This is a genomic window from Microcoleus sp. LAD1_D5 (assembly GCF_036702115.1).
Taxonomy (GTDB): Bacteria; Cyanobacteriota; Cyanobacteriia; order Cyanobacteriales; family Microcoleaceae; genus Microcoleus.
Map to the genome: position 1 here is coordinate 127,206 of NZ_JAUBSA010000002.1, position 17,289 is coordinate 144,494.

At 44.8% G+C, this 17,289-nt stretch carries 15 protein-coding genes; 9 read left to right on the forward strand and 6 right to left on the reverse strand.

Translation table 11 applies throughout. The features are described from left to right. Window positions 1-174 precede the first annotated feature (174 nt). Together QUA70_RS01600 and QUA70_RS01605 are read right to left on the reverse strand one after the other, a co-directional pair. Window positions 175-933: an SDR family oxidoreductase gene (locus QUA70_RS01600; RefSeq protein ID WP_333330796.1), complete on the reverse strand. Its 759-nt coding sequence runs from the start codon at window positions 931-933 to the stop codon at window positions 175-177. Window positions 934-1,191: 258 nt separating this feature from the next. Further along, complete coding sequence (locus QUA70_RS01605) at window positions 1,192-5,052, reverse strand: PAS domain S-box protein (protein ID WP_333344849.1); 3,861 nt, start codon at window positions 5,050-5,052, stop codon at window positions 1,192-1,194. Between the two features lie 241 nt (window positions 5,053-5,293). Between QUA70_RS01605 and QUA70_RS01610 the strand changes: the two genes are divergently transcribed. The 3 genes from QUA70_RS01610 (at window position 5,294) to tatC (ending at window position 9,636) form a co-directional block, all read left to right on the forward strand. Further along, window positions 5,294-7,468, forward strand: coding sequence for an EAL domain-containing protein (locus QUA70_RS01610; protein WP_333330801.1), 2,175 nt, complete (start codon window positions 5,294-5,296; stop codon window positions 7,466-7,468). Between the two features lie 177 nt (window positions 7,469-7,645). After that, the gene (locus QUA70_RS01615) at window positions 7,646-8,590 is read left to right on the forward strand and encodes an NAD(P)-dependent alcohol dehydrogenase (protein WP_333330803.1); all 945 of its coding nucleotides are present in this window, start codon (window positions 7,646-7,648) and stop codon (window positions 8,588-8,590) included. A gap of 200 nt (window positions 8,591-8,790) precedes the next feature. Further along, on the forward strand, window positions 8,791-9,636 hold the full coding sequence (gene tatC / locus QUA70_RS01620) for a twin-arginine translocase subunit TatC (protein ID WP_333330806.1): 846 nt from the start codon (window positions 8,791-8,793) through the stop codon (window positions 9,634-9,636). A 117-nt stretch (window positions 9,637-9,753) separates the two neighbouring features. On the opposite strand, the gene QUA70_RS01625 is transcribed toward tatC, so the two are convergent. From QUA70_RS01625 to QUA70_RS01635, 3 genes are all read right to left on the reverse strand, one after another. Further along, window positions 9,754-10,062, reverse strand: coding sequence for a carbon dioxide-concentrating mechanism protein CcmK (locus QUA70_RS01625; RefSeq protein WP_333158710.1), 309 nt, complete (start codon window positions 10,060-10,062; stop codon window positions 9,754-9,756). An 84-nt stretch (window positions 10,063-10,146) separates the two neighbouring features. Continuing rightward, the gene (locus tag QUA70_RS01630) at window positions 10,147-10,383 is read right to left on the reverse strand and encodes a hypothetical protein (RefSeq protein ID WP_333330809.1); all 237 of its coding nucleotides are present in this window, start codon (window positions 10,381-10,383) and stop codon (window positions 10,147-10,149) included. A gap of 58 nt (window positions 10,384-10,441) precedes the next feature. Beyond that, window positions 10,442-10,759: a DUF3067 family protein gene (locus QUA70_RS01635; protein WP_190740162.1), complete on the reverse strand. Its 318-nt coding sequence runs from the start codon at window positions 10,757-10,759 to the stop codon at window positions 10,442-10,444. Window positions 10,760-10,973: 214 nt separating this feature from the next. Here QUA70_RS01635 and petC point away from each other — a divergent pair, with 214 nt between their 5' ends. The 6 genes from petC (at window position 10,974) to QUA70_RS01665 (ending at window position 15,926) form a co-directional block, all read left to right on the forward strand. Continuing rightward, on the forward strand, window positions 10,974-11,516 hold the full coding sequence (gene petC / locus QUA70_RS01640; protein ID WP_333283247.1) for a cytochrome b6-f complex iron-sulfur subunit: 543 nt from the start codon (window positions 10,974-10,976) through the stop codon (window positions 11,514-11,516). Window positions 11,517-11,695: 179 nt separating this feature from the next. Beyond that, window positions 11,696-12,685, forward strand: a complete 990-nt coding sequence (petA, locus tag QUA70_RS01645) for a cytochrome f (protein WP_333330818.1) — start codon at window positions 11,696-11,698, stop codon at window positions 12,683-12,685. A 105-nt stretch (window positions 12,686-12,790) separates the two neighbouring features. Beyond that, the gene (locus QUA70_RS01650) at window positions 12,791-13,642 is read left to right on the forward strand and encodes an alpha/beta fold hydrolase (protein WP_333330820.1); all 852 of its coding nucleotides are present in this window, start codon (window positions 12,791-12,793) and stop codon (window positions 13,640-13,642) included. 111 nt (window positions 13,643-13,753) lie between these two features. Continuing rightward, window positions 13,754-14,197 carry a photosystem II protein PsbQ gene (psbQ, locus tag QUA70_RS01655; protein ID WP_333344851.1) on the forward strand — a complete coding sequence of 148 codons (444 nt, stop codon included), beginning with the start codon at window positions 13,754-13,756 and terminating at the stop codon, window positions 14,195-14,197. 142 nt (window positions 14,198-14,339) lie between these two features. Continuing rightward, window positions 14,340-15,392 (forward strand): FAD-dependent oxidoreductase, encoded by a 1,053-nt coding sequence (locus QUA70_RS01660; RefSeq protein ID WP_333344853.1) that lies wholly within the window; start codon window positions 14,340-14,342, stop codon window positions 15,390-15,392. Window positions 15,393-15,443: 51 nt separating this feature from the next. Next, complete coding sequence (locus QUA70_RS01665) at window positions 15,444-15,926, forward strand: hypothetical protein (protein ID WP_333344855.1); 483 nt, start codon at window positions 15,444-15,446, stop codon at window positions 15,924-15,926. A gap of 159 nt (window positions 15,927-16,085) precedes the next feature. Here the strand turns inward: QUA70_RS01665 and QUA70_RS01670 are convergent, their stop codons facing one another. Further along, window positions 16,086-17,228 (reverse strand): IS4 family transposase, encoded by a 1,143-nt coding sequence (locus QUA70_RS01670; protein ID WP_333344857.1) that lies wholly within the window; start codon window positions 17,226-17,228, stop codon window positions 16,086-16,088. Window positions 17,229-17,289 lie beyond the last annotated feature (61 nt).

A 17,289-nucleotide genomic window follows, 5' to 3' on the forward strand; every position in this document is an offset into this window, starting at 1 on the left:
TTCCCTTAATGTAGCATTTTTTATTAACCTAATTCATTTGTTGCTGTTTTCGCGTCTGGCTAAAGTGATAAATTAGTTGATAGCAAAATGTGTGCTGGTGAGTCTTTGGAGGTAGGCTTCTGTGCGTAATACTCACCCTACAATGAGAGGTTTTCTGCAAGTTGTGCGATCGCCTCAATGCACGTAAGAGGCTCCATTAATGTCGATCGTTGTCCCGGTAGCGTGTGACGCCAAGCCCGACGCTAAAAACGCGATAACATTGGCAACATCTTGAGGAGGAGCGATTTTGCCGATCGGGATATCGCGAATAATATCAGCTTCGCCGAACTCCTGAATAAACTTATCTGCCATTTCTGTACTGACAAATCCCGGTGCAACTGTAAAAGCCAAAATATTCTCAGCCGCAAACCCTCTAGCAATGCTGCGAGTTAAAGCAACAATAGCACCTTTTGACGCGGCGTAGTGCAGATAATTCGGGTCATCGCCACGAAAAGCAGCGCGACTTGCTATATTAATAATTGTACCGCCCTTGCGAGTTTTAAAATAAATAATTGCTTCCCGGCACAAATCAGCCACCGCAACTAAATTAACTTGTACAGTTTGCTGCCAAGCTGACGACCAAATATCGAACTCGTCCTCTATACCTGCTGACTGCATAATCCCCGCATTATTAACTAAAATATCAATATGACCCCGCCATTTTAAACCATCTCGCCACAAAGTCGAGGCCGCGTTTTCCACCATCAAATCTGCTGCCAATAAATAACAGCGATCGCGCGCAACACTTGCTGCGATCGCTTCAGCTTCTTTTTGACTGCGAAAGTAATGCAAAATCACCTCAGCCCCAGCATTAACCAGAGTCCGCACCGTCACTGCACCAATCCCTTTCGAGCCGCCAGTTACTAAAATTACCTTTCCGGTTAAATCAATCATTTCTGTCTCTCTTTTCTCTTTCTCTGTGGCCTCTGCGCCCTCTGCGGTTAATAAAAAAAATAAATCGCCTTTACACCAAAAATATAATTGCTATATGATACAGCACATTCCATCTAATGTGTATGCCATTGCCTCATGCTGATAGATATTTGCAACACATATCTCCAAAAACTTCCAAATCTTTTCCCAGGTTGGTTTCTCTTGGAAATATAGCCACTGCTGAAAGCACTATAGCTTCTTTGTCCTTAAACTCGATAGCTAAAGTGGATTCGGCAGCAGAGGTCGAATCAGCTCCATAATTCGATCAGAATTAAAATTATTGATATAATCCGTTAGTGCCTTGGATAAACCTGCTTGAGATTCGGGAATTTGTACAATTAATTCGTTCATAACTTCGGTATCGAGATAGTAAGCGGCGTGATACATTTGTTCTAACCACTGAGGGGGCATCATGGATATATCTTCTACAGAAAGCGTTTCAACCAATAGTTTTTGTGGAGTTTGTCCTAGGACTTCGTAGATATATTGCACTCCCAAATATTTAGCAAGTTTGTCAAAGATGTCTCTCTGCTGAAATGGCTTGCTTATAAAATCGTTACAGCCAGCCCTAAGAACTTTCTCTCGCTCTTCTTCCAAAACACTGGCAGTTAAAGCAATAATGACAGTTTCTTGGCTCTGAGGGCCTTCTCTAATATATTTAATAGCAGTGTAGCCATCCACGATCGGCATTCGCAAATCCATCAGAATCAGGTGCGGCTGCCAACTCTCCCACAGTGAGAGTGCCTCCACTCCCTGTTTTGCTTCTCTTACCTCAAAACCAACCGAGGTAAGGATCTCGACTAACAAGCGGCGATTTTCTTCTAAATCTTCAACAATCAGAATCCGGTAAGTTGGTTGTCCGGAAGCTAAACCAATTACTCTTTGATTACTTGATTCTGGGGGTACGGATTCTGCTTGAGGTAACTTTACAGGAATCTCAAAGGAAAAAGTGCTACCTCGGTGCAAAGTGCTTTTAACGCGAATTTTACCGCCCATGAGTTTGACGAGTTTTTGACTGATGGCTAAACCAAGCCCGCTGCCTTGACTCAAATTATTCCCAGCTTGGGATTGCACAAATACCTTAAATAAGCTATCAATTTCTGTGGGCGCAATTCCTACGCCTGTATCCTCAACTTCAAAACATAGGTGACAGGATGTTTTGTCTCTTTGTGTTGCTTTTACCCGTAGGGTGACGCTTCCTTGGTTGGTAAACTTAATCGCATTACCGAGCAGATTGACCAAGACTTGATAGAGTTTTTTCTCGTCGCTATGCACAAATTTAGGAAAGTCGGGAGCTAGCTCGAAAATTAGTTGTACTTCTTTAGATTGGACTTTAACTTGGAACATTTCTTCAATAGAAGCCAGCAAATTTGTCAAATCAAAGTCAGAAAGATTGAGTGTCATCCGTCCGCTCTCTATTTTGGATAAATCTAAAATATCGTTAATCAAGTCCAATAAATGTCTACCGCTACGATTCACAATCTGTAAACGTTCTTGAAGAGAAGGAGTCAGATTGCTCTCATAGCTCATCAATTGCGTGAATCCCAAAATTGAGTTGAGGGGGGTGCGGAGTTCGTGGCTCATATTGGCGAGGAAGACAGTCTTCGCTTGGTTTGCTTCATTTGCCTGCTGAAATTCCAACTCAGCTTGTTTGCGATCGCCAATGTCAATTAAATATCCCAAGATTTCTACTGGTGTACCTGAAGCATCTCGAATTAGCCTAAGCTGACCCAGCATCCAGCGATAAACCCCATCGGAGCGACGAAAACGGTATTCGTGGAAGTAAAAATCATTAACGAATAAATTTGCTAAGCCATTAAGCACGGGTTCTACATCATCGGGGTGTAAGTGATTCACCCAAAATTTAGAATCTTCTAAAAACTCCCTGCTTTCGTAGCCCAATACATCTTTGATATTTTCGCTGATGAACGTTGCGCTATAATCGCCAGCAGGTTTACTGCTAAAAATGACAACGGGGCTGTAGTTTAGAAGAAAGTTAAGGCGATTTGTGGTAGCTTGCAAGGCTTGCTCAGCCAGTTTTAGCTCTGTTGCGTCCTCCTGAACGGCAACATATACAGTTCCGTATTCAGGATGCTCAAACATGGATGTATGAACTCTGCACCAAAAGAGAGTTCCATCTTTCTTTATATTGTGGACTTCATATTTCGCTTCCCCGCTCTGTTCAATTTGAGTGAGGATATCTAGAACGGTTACCTCTGGTGTAACCTTTGTATCGACATAATTCAAGACACCAACGGATTGACCTATGAGTTCGCCCTCTGTGTAGGCAAACATAGCGTCAAAGGTAGGATTGGTGTAGACTATCGTGAGGTCTGAGGCTTTAATCAAACACACTCCTCCTCCCATGTTATTCATGATAACGCTTTGAATTTCTAGCGTTTTTTGAGCTTCTTTTCGAGCCGTAATTTCTTGAATTTGAGAAATAAAATGCAGTGGATTTCCCTGTCCATCTTGTACTAGCGATCCATTAAGAATAATCCAAATAATATGTCCTTGTTTATGGAAATACCGTTTTTCCAGTTGGTAAGTTGAAATTGTTCCTGCTAATAGTTGATGTGCATAACTAAGATCCCCGTCTAAATCGTCAGGATGGGTAATGTCTTGGAAAGTTAACGCTAACAACTCTTCTGAGGAGTAGCCAAGAATCTGACATAAGGCAGGATTGACTTTAATCCAGTGCCCATCAAGTGAAACGATCGCCATCCCGATAGAGGCATCTTCAAACGCATGGCGAAACTGCTCTTCACTGTTTCGTAAAGCCATCTCAATTTGTTTGCGATCGCTAATATCGCGCAGAATAACAGTAAATACCGTTTCCTCTCCCATTTCCAGCCTAGAAATAGAGGCTTCAGCCGAAAACTGCGTTCCATCTCGACGACGGCCCAAAATCTCGCCTCGTTCTCCCATTCTTCGCGCTCTGGTAGAAGAGTGTGCAAATTGTTTGATATGCTGCGGATGTGCATCTCTAAACTGTTCTGGCAGCAGTAAATTCAGTGGCTCCCCTAAAATATCCTCCATTTTATAGCCAAACATCTTTTCTGCCCCTTGATTAAACAGGGTAATGCGTTGAGTGCGATCGACTGAAATAATTGCATCATTGGCGATTTCTAGAATTCCCGCAAAACGAGCCTGCGATTTTTGTAAAGCATCTGTTCGTTCAGCCACAAGAATTTCTAAAGTTTCGTTAAGTTTTTTAATTTCTTTTTCCGCTTGTTGGCGCTTGTAATCTATCTGGTTCAAAAAGCGAGCCGTCCCCAAGATGAGAATTGAGAACGTGAAAACCATAACAGTTGAACGCAATGTATAGCCAAAATTAGCGTTATACCAGCCTAAATTTTGTCCCTGAAGAGTGAACCAGTTCACTGTCACTGGAAAGATTGTCCCCCAAGGCAGCAACCACCGAACCATTACTCCGCCGACCAGGGGACTGGTTACTACTTGCATTAATCCTTCCTTGGGGCGGAGCCATAAAATTCCTCCATAGAGGATGAAAAAGGTGACGATCGTGTCTAGGGGTTGAGTCGTCCTAATTGTGACCAACCCTTCAAGAATATCGACATTGAATAGGTGTGCAAATAAAGCTAGTAGAGAAATTAAAGCTGCAACACTACTAAAAATTTGAGCCAACCAAGTGTCCCGTTGGGAATTTTGCCCTAACAGTAACAGTGCTAGTCCCATCAGCACAAAATTGAGGGCGGTATTTACTCCCATTCTTCCCGGATAAGGAGTCGCTGAAGACACGAAATCTCGGAAAAGCCACTCATCAATACCCAGCTTCCAACCAAAAATATACTGGCTCAGCGTCAGCACACCGATGATAATTATGAATCCGGCCATCCCTTGAGCGATGCGATTGTGCAGTCGGGTTCTTTGGTACTGCAACAATCTCAAGGATACTCCAGCCAGCAAAAAGCAAAGTGCCGTGTTTGCTTTCATGGTCGAAGTCATACCGGGAAAACCACTTTTGAGTAGCCAGATGTCAAATTGCCAACCAAGCAGCACGAGACATCCGATAGCAATGACGAGTAGGCTTGCCATTTGAGAAATGCGCTTGTTCATAAATCGGCTGCTTGGGTTGAAACACTCTTCTGATGTTAGGCGAAGCCAAGAAGGGCAACCACGGGGGGACTGCCCCTACTCGAACAATTCACATTTGTAAAGCTGCGCCCCCTTGCCAGCCCACTATCTCGGGGATCGCAGAACTTCTTTCGGCGTAAAGTGACCTTTATAACGTAATAATTCAACTATACTATTTGTGCATAGGCTTATATTCCTCTAGCAGGAAACTAGGGAAATCTGTATGATTGTCGATAGAACTAGCGATAGGATTAGCGATCGAGCTACAAACTACCGAGGCAATATTTTAATTGTTGATGATTTGCCTGATAACCTGCGTCTTCTCAGGGATACTTTGAGGGCAGAGGGTTATAAAGTTCGCAGTGCTATAACAGGGGCAATGGCTATCCGAGCCGCCCAATTGCCATCGACGGAGCTAATTTTACTCGACATTAAATTGCCAGATATTGATGGCTATGAAGTGTGTAAACAATTAAAATCTGACCCTCGCACCGCCGACATTCCCATAATTTTTTTGAGTGCGCTAAATGAAACTTATAATAAGGTGCAAGGGCTTGCTGCGGGAGGGGTAGATTATATTGCTAAGCCATTTCAACTCGAAGAAGTATTAGCTCGTGTCGAAACCCACCTAACTATCGGAAGGCTGCAACAAAGACTCCAAAAGCAGAATTTACGTCTTTTGAGAGAAATTGAAGAACGGCAACGTCTCGAAGAGTCTCTCTTTGCCGAAAAGGAATTGGCTCAAGTGACACTGCAATCAATTGGTGATGGGGTTATCACTACAGATGCCCAAGGTAATGTGAGATATTTCAACCCTATAGCTGAGCGACTGACAGGCTGGCAAACTCATGAGGTTCAAGGACTTGCTTTCTCTAAATTATTCCTAATTGTTGATCAAGTAACGCGAGAGCCAGTAGAGAATCCTATAAACAAGGCTCTATTAGAGGAGCGAATTGTGACCTTAGCTAACAATACTATTCTGGTTGCTCATGATGGAACCGAGTATCCCATTGCTGACTCGGCTGCACCGATTCGAGACCGCCAAGGTCAAATTATTGGGGCAGTTATCGTCTTTCATGATGTTACTGAATCGCGCTATCTCACCCGTCAACTCTCTTGGGAAGCGAATCACGATGCCCTGACGGGGTTAATCAACCGTCGAAGATTTGAGCAGCAGCTAGTTGAGGCGATCGCCTCTGTTCAAGATAGCAATCACCAGCACGCTCTCTGTTATTTAGATTTAGATCAGTTCAAAGTCGTTAACGATACCGTCGGTCATATTGCTGGCGATGAGCTCCTGCGCCAAATCACCGCACTTATTCAACAGGGAGTCCGTGCTAGTGATATGCTGGCTCGCTTGGGAGGTGATGAATTTGGTATTTTGCTCACTCAATGTCCACTATCTCAAGCAGCTAAGATTGCGGAAAATCTCAAAGACCTAGTGCATCAGTTTCGGTTTATTTGGAATGGCAAAACCTTTATCATCGGAGTCAGCATTGGAGTTGTTGCTATTGACCAAAACAGCCAAGATTTGAGGGAGCTTCTGGGAGCGGCTGATGCCGCTTGTTATGCCGCCAAAGCTAGAGGCCGCAACTGTGTTCATATTTATAGTCTAGATGATAGCGAACTAATTAAACAACGTGGTGAGAGGCAGTTGATTTCCAAAATCAGCCGAGCGCTGGAAACCAATCGTTTTTGTCTCTATTACCAAAAGATTGTCTCTATTACCACTAAACCATTAGTAGAGCATTATGAGATTTTGCTCAGAATGCGGGACGAAAATGGAGAAGTAGTATCTCCCAATGAGTTTATTCCCGCCGCCGAGCGTTATGGCTTGATAACTGAGATCGATTGTTGGGTTATCGAAAAATTTTTCTCTAATTATCACAATTTACCGAAGAAAGATGTTGTTAATCAAGGCTTGTATACGATCAATCTTTCTGGGGCTAGCATTAGTAACAATCAGTTTATGAGGTTTTTAATCGAACAATTTTCTCGCTACCAAGTCCCCCCACAAACCATTGGTTTTGAAATCACGGAAACCGCAGCGATCGCAAACTTTGAGCAAGCCAGATATTTCATGAGCGAACTCAAAAAGATTGGCTGTTGCTTTGCTTTAGATGATTTTGGCAGTGGGTTGAGTTCGTTTGCTTATCTGATGAATTTACCAGTGGATTATCTAAAAATTGATGGTGCTTTTGTCAAGAATATTAGTCATAATTTGATTTCTCAAGCGCTGGTTGAAGGCTTTAATCGTATTGCCCATGCGATGAATCTGCAAACTATAGCTGAGTTTGTCGAAGACGAGGCGATCTTAGAAAAATTGCGGGAGATTGGAGTAGATTATGCTCAGGGTTATGGGATCGCTCGCCCTGTTCCTATTAACTTTAATCGCTAGCCATCGCACTCAGCCAGCGAACCCATTGCCTCACGCCTGCGCCCTGTCTGGAGGTCTCCAAGAGTCGATCGCCCGCTGCTACAAGGCTGGCTCAATTTACTGTGTCACATTTAGATCGAATGTGCTGTAATTGTAAAGGATTGAGTGTTCTATTGGAAATAAACCGGAAAATTTGCCATGAAAGCAGTTGCGTTCGATCGCTACGGTTCCGCCGAGGAGTTGCAGTACCGAGAATTGGAAAAGCCGATCGCCAAATCCAACGAATTGTTAGTGCGAGTTCGCGCTAGCAGCGTCAATCCCGTTGACTGGAAAATCCGGCAAGGACACCTGCAACTATTAACAGGATATAACTTTCCTCGAATAGTCGGTTCTGACATATCGGGAGTTGTCGTGGAAGTCGGCCGGGAAGTCACCAAATTTCAGCCAGGAGATGAAGTTTATACTTTCTTAAATCCCCTAACTGGCGGTGCTTGTGCCGAATACGCTGTCGTGCCAGAATCGAGTGCCGCAATTAAACCGAAAAACATCACTCATGCAGAAGCAGCAGCAGTACCGATCGCAGGTTTAACTGCTTTGCAATCGCTCAGGGATTTGGGTCAAATTCAAGCAGGAAACAAAGTATTGATTAACGGCGCTTCCGGCGGAGTTGGCACTTTTGCCGTGCAAGTTGCGAAAGCAATGAATGCGGAAGTAAGAGGAGTTTGCAGCGGTAAAAATAGAGAATTTGTCAAGAGTTTGGGAGCCGATTTTGTTCTGGATTACGCAGAAGTTGACTTTACTCAACAGCCCGAAAAATATGATATAATCTTGGATGCTGTCGGGACAAGAACATTTGCTGAATGCGAAAAAGTGCTGCAACCAGAGGGAATTTATATCTCGACTTTGCCGAGTTTAGAGAACCTCGCACCGATGTTAACAAGCTGGTTTATATCGGGTAAAAAAGCTAAATTAATTGTCGCCAATGCCAACAACAGCGATTTAAGGGCTTTGCGGGAGTTAATAGAATCCGATAAAGTTGAGCCGATTGTCGATCGCACTTACAGCTTAGCAGAAGTAGCAGCAGCCCACGTTTACAGCGAAACGGGCCGCGCGGTCGGCAAAATTGCGATCGGCATTGAATAATGAAGGCAATGCACGGATTTTGATACCCCTACACGGATTAATTATCGATCGTTCCTTCTGCTGCTGAAGTCAGAATGAAGAATGAAGAAGGAATTCGGAGCAATTATGAAATAACTATTCCCAATTACTAATTTCCAATTACCAATTTTCAATTACCCCTTCTCTCTTCCCAATTACCCCTTACCAATTACCCATTCCCTATGACTGCTCCCTCAAACTTGGAGACATCCGAACAAGGTTCCGACAACAACCTCGAAACAATTAGCCCGGAAAATAGCATTGCACCAATCGCAGGCGGTGCGATGGGTTCTCGCAACTTAGAAAACGAATTTCTCGACGAACTTCCCGACGAAGTTGAAATGTCTTTATTCGACCATTTAGAAGAATTGCGACAGCGACTTTTCTACTCGCTAATTGCAGTAGCAATCGCAGTAACCGGTTGCTTTTTCACAGTTAAACCCATCGTGCAACTGCTAGAAGTACCGGCCGGGCCCGTCAAGTTTCTGCAACTAGCTCCGGGCGAGTATTTCTTTGTTTCTATCGAAGTAGCGGGATACAGTGGCTTGCTCATCGCCAGTCCGTTTATTTTTTACCAGATAGCGCTGTTTGTTCTCCCCGGCTTGACTCGCAAAGAACGCAGGTTGCTGGGGCCGGTGTTTTTCGGTTCCAGTTTCCTATTTTTGGGCGGTTTAGTATTTGCTTACATCGCTCTGATTCCGGCGGCGCTTAACTTCTTTGTTACCTATGGAGCGGATGTTGTAGAGCAGTTGTGGTCGATCGACAAATACTTTAAATTTGTGCTGCTGTTAATGTTCAGCACGGGCTTAGCTTTTCAAATCCCGATTGTCCAAGTATTGCTCGGCGTTTTGGGCATAGTTTCTTCCAACCAAATGCTCTCCGGCTGGCGGTATGTAGTCTTGGGAGCGGCAGTTTTGGGAGCGGTGTTAACGCCTTCTACTGACCCTTTAACGCAAAGTCTTTTGGGAGGTGCGGTGCTGAGCTTGTATTTTGGTGGGGTTGGTTTGGTGAAGCTTTTAGGGCGCTAAAAACTCCACAGAAAGAGCGATCAACTCGCAGCCCAAAAAATATAGAGACGCGATCGCCCGCGCCTCTATAATTACTAAAAGTTAAAATTCCACACCAAAGTTTTGTCAAAACTTTGACTACATTCGGAACTGTTCTACTTCGGGAGTAAAGCCGATCGGCAAAACGTAATCCAGATTCTCGTGGGGACGAGCAATTATGTGATACGATAGCAACTTTCCGCCATCGACCTTTTTAACTGATTCAATTCCAGCAGCCACTGCTGCTTGCACTTCAGAAACATCTCCTCGCACTATAATTGTCCAGTAGGCGCGGGTTATTTTCTCATAGCGAACTAAAGTAACACTGGCTGCTTTCACCATTGAGTCCGCAACTTCTACTGCAGCGGGAAATCCTAAGACTTCAACCATTCCCAGTGCAACACCCATTACAACATTCTCCTAAATTTCACAAGATATCTGACACTCATTGTATGTGAAATTGTTGACAGAAATTGGTTCTGATGATTTTGGTCAGCGTCGCAAGTCCGATCGCCCAAAATTTAAAAAGCCCCACAAGCTGTTGCAGCATTTAAATCCCACAGCAGGGCCCGCGCCGGAAATCCCGCCACACAAGAGCTGGTTTAGCACATCACGATCGCTATAGTTTCCCAAAGCGAGGGGGGAGGCTCGCACTCCGGTATCATTCGGATGTAGCGCTTTGGTTTCCCTCGGCGCAGCCAAGGGGGGAGGCTCGCACTCCGGTATCATTCGGATGTAACTGGATTTGATATGACGGAGGACTGATGAGTGAGGACTGATGAGTGATTCAAAACTCGTCTAGCAACCACTCCGAGGCTCTTTCACCCAAATCTAGGGGAACGCTGACAGCTTTACCCAACCGCGGGCGATCGCGAGTAGTTACGATGTATTCTCTCACCTGTGCCGTGCTCCCCCAGCCGTTGAGGTAATTGGCCACCGCATCCAAATGCTCAAAATAATCAGCCTCCGTCATCGGAAAAGATGCCTGTTCTAGATATTTCCACATAACTTGCACAAAAATCTTGCCCCGCGTCCGCCGCAATCTGATATCGTAAGACTTTCCCCATTTTTCTAGGAGTAGCTGGTGTAAATCCTTGCCCGTCATGGTTGCTCCTGAGTTAATCCATTAAACAATAAAAGACAAAGTTCAAAAAATGTAATAATACTCTAATAAAGGCTGGAAGGCGCATTCTTAAAAGGAATTTTCGCGGCCTAAAATTTGTGCGAGCAGATTAACGGCAATTATCCTCCTTCCTCTGCACGTACAGGTTCGCTAACAGCTAACAAACAAACGTAACTTAAAACCGTAAAGGCAGGTCATGGCTCAATCTTCTGCTGGAAATCCCGATGTCCCCGATATGGGGCGTCGCCAATTTATGAATTTGCTGACGTTCGGTACAGTCACAGGTGTTGCACTCGGCGCACTCTATCCCGTTGTCCAATATTTTGTTCCTCCGTCGAGTGGGGCAGTTGGTGGCGGGGTGACGGCTAAAGATGCTTTGGGTAACGACATCATCGTTAGCGAATATTTGACTTCGCACCCTGCGGGCGATCGCACCTTAGCCCAAGGTCTCAAAGGCGACCCCACCTATGTTGTGGTGAAAGAAGACCAATCTATCGCCGACTACGGCATCAATGCAGTCTGCACTCACTTGGGTTGCGTCGTGCCTTGGAATGTTAGCGAAAACAAGTTTATCTGTCCTTGCCACGGTTCTCAATACAACAATGAGGGCAAAGTGGTGCGCGGCCCCGCGCCTTTGTCTCTGGCCCTGGCCCACGCCACTGTCGCAGATGACAAGATCGCTTTTACAACTTGGAAAGAAACTGATTTCCGCACCGGCGAAGCACCTTGGTGGTCTTAAACTATTTTGGATTTTAGATTTGAGATTTTAGATAGGGGGTGAATGGTGAAAACCACAGATAAGTGCATCCCTAAAGCAGTCTAATAATCCAAAATCCAAAATCCAAAATCCAAAATCCAAAATCCAAAATCCAAAATCCAAAATCCAAAATTGTCTGACCTTTGAGATTGAATACTCTAATGCCACAAACTAATTTATCTGCGATATTTCGCCGCAGTGCCAGGACGATCGCGAAAACAGCCTTAATTGCGATCGTAGCCGCAGGATTTTTCCTCACCAGCGACATCGCACTTCCCCAAGCAGCATTTGCTTACCCTTTCTGGGCTCAGCAAACAGCACCCGCTACTCCCCGCGAAGCAACAGGTCGCATTGTTTGCGCTAACTGTCACCTCGGTGCAAAACCGACTCAAGTTGAAGTGCCGCAATCTGTTTTACCTGACACAGTGTTTGAAGCTATTGTCAAGATTCCCTACGATACTAGCGTGCAACAAGTTGTCGGCGACGGCAGCAAAGGTGGCTTGAATGTCGGCGCAGTTGTGATGTTGCCCGAAGGTTTCAAGATTGCTCCCGCTGACAGAATTCCCGAAGAAATGAAGGAAAAAGTCGGCGATCTTTACTTCCAACCTTACAGCGAAACCCAAGAAAATATTGTTTTAGTGGGCCCAGTACCGGGAGAACAGTACAAAGAATTGGTATTCCCAGTTTTGTCGCCGAATCCGGAAACTGACAAGTCGGTTCACTACGGCAAATACCAAATTTATGTTGGTGGCAACCGCGGTCGCGGTCAGGTTTATCCTACTGGCGAAAAGAGCAATAATACTGTTTACAATGCTTCGGTAGCTGGCACCATTTCTAAGATTGCTCAACAGGAAGATGGCGGTTATCAAGTGACAATTCAACCTGCAGAAGGTGCAGCCGTTGTTGATACGATTCCCGCAGGCCCAGAACTGATTGTTACCGAAGGACAAACAGTTGCAGCAGGCGAACTTTTGACGAACAATCCTAATGTGGGCGGCTTCGGTCAAAAAGACGTAGAGATTGTGCTGCAAAGTGCCGATCGAGTTAAAGGATTGATGGCTTTCGTAGCTTTGACCATGCTGGCTCAAATTATGCTGGTTCTCAAGAAGAAACAGGTCGAAAAAGTTCAAGCTGCTGAAATGAATTTCTAAACGCGGCTGTAATTAGTTGGGTAAGGTGATCTGTGCACACCCAACTATTAGGTAAGTAGGGCGGGTATTCCCCGCCTTATTCTTTGATAAATAACCAGTAAAATAATGTTAATTGATGAGAAAATAGTTGAAGTAGGCCCGCTGCAATGGTTTTATCGGGAAACAAATCCGGTTAACGAAACTGGTAAACCCCCCGTACTGCTGCTGCACGGTTTGCCGTCCCAGAGTTTTACCTGGACTGTAATGATGCCGGATTTGGCGGCCCAGGGATTTAGATCGATCGCCCCCGATTGGGTGGGTTACGGGCGATCGACAAAACCAGACAAGCGCGACTTTGCCTACACTCCCGATGCTTTTATTGACGCCCTCGCTGGCTTTATTCAAGCTATAGAATTAGACCGATTTTACCTCGTTGTCCAAGGATTTTTAGCTTCAGCCGGGATTCAATACGCTTTACGCAATCCCGATAAAATTGAGCGTTTAGCTGTTATAAATACACCGGTTTCAGCAGATATCAAGTTGCCTTGGAAAATGCAGCAGTTGGGGCTGCCTTTTATTGGCGACATGATGACGCAAGACCCGCTATTGGTTGACAGAACTCTCGAAGGTGGCAGCCGCCAGACAATATCAGACAAGGATTTAGATGTTTACCGCCGCCCGTTTTTGAAGAGTTCGGATGCAGGTCGATCGCTGATGAATACTGTCCGCAATATTCAATTGCCGCAGTCAATGGCAGAAATTGAATCCGGCTTGAAAGGATGGACTCGACCAACTTTATTTGTCTGGGGTTTGACCGATCCTTGGCTGAGTGTTGAACCTGTTCAAAAGCTAGTCGGTTCCCTGCAAAATGCAGAGTTAGTCACACTGGAACAAGCGGGGCATTATCCTCAAGAACATTGGTCAGAAAAAGTTGGCAATGCTGTGATCACTTTTCTGCGTCGCCAGGAGGTAAAATAATATTTTGTACATAACTCTCGGTGCTAGGTCAGTGAACCAGCTCCTCGCCGAGCTGCATTCCCAGGCAGAGCCTGAGAACGAGAAATCTAAAATCTAAAATCTAAAATCGATATGACTCGTCCCCGTTCAATTTTTGCCTTGATGATGGCGTTTTTGATGGCATTTCTGGTTAGTTGCAGCAGTGTCGAAGCAAAAGTTCCAACGACTTACACAGCAGCCCAGACCCAGCAAATTCAGCGCTATGTTCCTACCCTGACAGAGTTGCGATCGCGCATGGATAGACTGGGAACCCTAATTCAAAAACGGAATTGGGTTGATACCCGAACTTACATTCACGGGCCTCTAGGCGACTTGCGGAACACGATGAAAACCGTCTCTGCGAGTTTGTTGCCTAGTTCTCAACAACAAGCTGTTGATTTAACTAAGAGTTTGTTTACCGAGTTGGTTAACATTGATCTGGCTGCTAAAGAGCTTGACTATGCAAAAGTCACGACCAGCTATCAAAAAGCTGTCAATGATTTCGATACCTTTTTGCAGCTAATTCCTAAAGCTTAATAGCTTGAGGGCTTGGAATAGGGTACACACGGCTCACCGAGAAGATAATGTGCTCCGTGTGTACCCTACGAAAAACTACCAGAAACGTCTATAAAATCTAAAATCTAAAATCTAAAATCTAAAATCTAAAATCTAAAATTGAATGATTCGCGTTGCAATTATTGGTTGCGGTATTATTGGGGCTTCGATCGCCTTTGAACTAAGTCAATTTCCCGAACTGAAAGTTACTGGGTTCGACAAACAGCCGCCGGCACAAGGTTCTACTGGCGCTGCACTCGGTGTTTTGATGGGAGTTATCAGCCACAAAACTAAGGGTAGAAATTGGCAGTTGAGGGAAACCAGCCTTCAGCGCTACGAAACTTTGATTCCAGAATTGGAAGCAGTTACGGGGCGAAAAATTCCTTTTAACCAACAAGGAATTTTAATGCTTTGTTCGGAGGGAGAGGATTTAAGTAAGTGGGAAAAGTTGATAGCCACTCGCCAGTCTCAAGGTTGGCAATTGGAACTTTGGGATGTGGAACGAGTGCGCGAACTCTGTCCTCATCTCTCTTTAAATGATCAGATTATTGCTGCGATTTATTCGCCTCAAGACCGGCAAGTCGATCCGACGGCGCTAACTTTGGCTTTGGTTGATGCTGCTGAACGAAAGGGGGCGATTTTTGAGTTTGGCGTGCCCGTTGAAGCAGCGGCGATTGCTGCTAGTTTGGAGTTCGATCGAGTAATTGTGGCGGCTGGTTTGGGTTCTGCTGCTGTGACTGCATCCTTAAATCAGTTGGTTGACATTCGCCCGGTGTTGGGACAAGCGCTGCATTTGCGATCGGCCAAGCCTTTAGGAAACCCAGATTTTAGGCCGGTAATTACTTGCGATGACGTTCACATTGTGCCTTTGGAAAATCAGGAATATTGGGTGGGGGCGACGTTGGAGTTTTCAGAAAATGGCGGGGAAATTCAGGCGAAGGCTGATATGTTGGCGCAAGTGATGGCGAGGGCGATCGCACTTTGTCCGGCCTTAGCAGAAGCTGAAATTATCAGGAAATGGTCGGGATTGCGCCCGCGACCGGAAGGGCGGCCGGCCCCAATTATCGAGACGCTTCCCGGTAACGATCGCGTTCTCATCGCCAGTGGCCACTATCGCAACGGTGTTCTGCTGGCCCCTGCAACAGCGCGATCGATTCGAGAAATGATTTTGCAATAATTAACAAATGTTAATACAATCAAGATAGCCATTCATATCTTACATCTAAATATGTCCGACAAACCTTTAGGTAAACCCCGCTCTTTGTGGCGACTAATTTTGCTGTCGGGAGTCAGCTTGCTGCTATATTACGGATGGTACAAATGGATTATTCAAGAAGAATTGCGTCGCTATAACGGCAGCGGTTGGTCGGGAACCCTTTGCTTGCTTCCTTTTGTTTTAGGAGTAGCCGTCCCCCAAGCTTTGCGGATATTCGACCCTGACGTTCCCGGATGGTTTGGTTGGTTTTCCTTGCTCGGTATTGCTTGGATTTACATCGTGCAGTTCAAACTTTACAACACAGTTAACGAATTGTACCGCCAAGAAGGAATCAAAGAACCGCTAACAGTTTGGTGGATTTTTGTACCCGGTTTAAATTTAGTTGTCGGCTTGCGGCAAATTCACTTTTTGAGCCAGTTTTGGGCAAAAAAACAGGGAATTGAAGTTAAGGATAACTTAGCCGAAAGCATTCCTTTTCTGTCAGCTAACGCTTAAATAAATTAAGCTCCAATCGCTTGGCGCTGCGAGTAAATTTCTTCTATAAGCAGGTCACGCAGTTCATCAGCAATGTCCGTGGCAGGGTTGCCTGCGAGGGCGCGTCCAATCAGCCGTTCTGCTTCCCGGAGTTTGGCACTTCAGGGGGCGACAATGAGGCTATAATGCTTGCCCTATAAGCTTTATGGCTCTCAGCCCCTTCCGATAAAATGACTTTTTATTGCGAACTAAACTCAGCATCGACTCTACCCACTCCTGACAGGAGTCAACAGCAATTAACCAATTTTCGCCATATAAACCAATCCAAAACTTGCTATGTCTTCTTCTATTTCTATCTGGCTCTTGAGGACGACATACATATTTTTCTTGTCCTTGAAGCTGAGTTCTTTTCCCTTTTAACCACGCCGAAGTCATCGCTAAGGCGATTAAAATCATTAAAACAATCAATTTATCAGGTGATGCTTGAGAACCCTCTAGGTTATATCCTCCGGTTTTACAGTCTTTAAACATTGCTTCGATACCGTAACGTTTGCTATAAACTCCGACCGCACTTTTCCAATCCGGCAGATTAGTTAACAGATACCAAGGTTCATCTTCTTGTTTGCCTCGATATTTCCTCTTCCAATAAGCAGCTAAGTTAAATCGAGAAAAGCCTTTCTTTTGAGTGAAACCAACTTTCGGATAGAAAAAATGAATTCCTGGTTGAACGGGAATGGTATCTAGGGATTGAAATGGTTGTTTTTTTTCTCGGAAAGTCGTACTGCATTTTTGACGGAGGACAAAACTCAAACGCTGACGGTGTAACCATTGTGCTAGCTCTATGCTATGAAATTCGCGATCGCCAACAATGACTAATTTATATCTTTTTAACAGCCGAATTACTGGGCGTAATACTTGTTGCTGTTCGACCAAATTAGACGCCCCACGTTTATCTAACAACGTCCAGAATATAGGAAACGCCCTTTTTTGAACGATCGCACTTACCATTAAAACGTTATATTCTTTCCATTGGGTTCTATCTAATGCAATGACTAATTGACTTGCGGCCTTGAGCTGACGGGATATCACCTCTTTGATGATCGGGAACCACAGCACAAGTATGCTGAGCGCTTTAATCTTTAGAAATCGTTGTATGTGACGGCGGCGACTACTTTGTAAGATCGGCAATTGCAGGGTGGCCGCTAATCGTTCTATTCTGACTTCTTTTTGAGTCTGTAACAACCATACCAACATTTGAAGAGTAAGTAATTGTGTTGGGCTTAGGTATTTTTCCAGTAGGTCGTGATAGAATGAGGGTAACATTTTATTAATTGGGGTCTTGTGGTATTAGCGAGACCCTTCTTTTTTATCACAACTGGGTACT

What these genes read in the sequence shown, in the direction of transcription:
- QUA70_RS01665 (WP_333344855.1), top strand. Translation starts at nt 15,444, where the DNA reads ATGTCCGACAAACCTTTAGGTAAACCCCGCTCTTTGTGGCGACTAATT.
- petC (WP_333283247.1), top strand. Translation starts at nt 10,974, where the DNA reads ATGGCTCAATCTTCTGCTGGAAATCCCGATGTCCCCGATATGGGGCGT.
- QUA70_RS01605 (WP_333344849.1), bottom strand. Translation starts at nt 5,052, where the DNA reads ATGAACAAGCGCATTTCTCAAATGGCAAGCCTACTCGTCATTGCTATC.
- QUA70_RS01600 (WP_333330796.1), bottom strand. Translation starts at nt 933, where the DNA reads ATGATTGATTTAACCGGAAAGGTAATTTTAGTAACTGGCGGCTCGAAA.
- QUA70_RS01635 (WP_190740162.1), bottom strand. Translation starts at nt 10,759, where the DNA reads ATGACGGGCAAGGATTTACACCAGCTACTCCTAGAAAAATGGGGAAAG.
- QUA70_RS01615 (WP_333330803.1), top strand. Translation starts at nt 7,646, where the DNA reads ATGAAAGCAGTTGCGTTCGATCGCTACGGTTCCGCCGAGGAGTTGCAG.
- psbQ (WP_333344851.1), top strand. Translation starts at nt 13,754, where the DNA reads ATGACTCGTCCCCGTTCAATTTTTGCCTTGATGATGGCGTTTTTGATG.
- petA (WP_333330818.1), top strand. Translation starts at nt 11,696, where the DNA reads ATGCCACAAACTAATTTATCTGCGATATTTCGCCGCAGTGCCAGGACG.
- QUA70_RS01610 (WP_333330801.1), top strand. Translation starts at nt 5,294, where the DNA reads ATGATTGTCGATAGAACTAGCGATAGGATTAGCGATCGAGCTACAAAC.
- QUA70_RS01670 (WP_333344857.1), bottom strand. Translation starts at nt 17,228, where the DNA reads ATGTTACCCTCATTCTATCACGACCTACTGGAAAAATACCTAAGCCCA.
- QUA70_RS01630 (WP_333330809.1), bottom strand. Translation starts at nt 10,383, where the DNA reads ATGATACCGGAGTGCGAGCCTCCCCCCTTGGCTGCGCCGAGGGAAACC.
- QUA70_RS01625 (WP_333158710.1), bottom strand. Translation starts at nt 10,062, where the DNA reads ATGGGTGTTGCACTGGGAATGGTTGAAGTCTTAGGATTTCCCGCTGCA.
- QUA70_RS01650 (WP_333330820.1), top strand. Translation starts at nt 12,791, where the DNA reads ATGTTAATTGATGAGAAAATAGTTGAAGTAGGCCCGCTGCAATGGTTT.
- tatC (WP_333330806.1), top strand. Translation starts at nt 8,791, where the DNA reads ATGACTGCTCCCTCAAACTTGGAGACATCCGAACAAGGTTCCGACAAC.
- QUA70_RS01660 (WP_333344853.1), top strand. Translation starts at nt 14,340, where the DNA reads ATGATTCGCGTTGCAATTATTGGTTGCGGTATTATTGGGGCTTCGATC.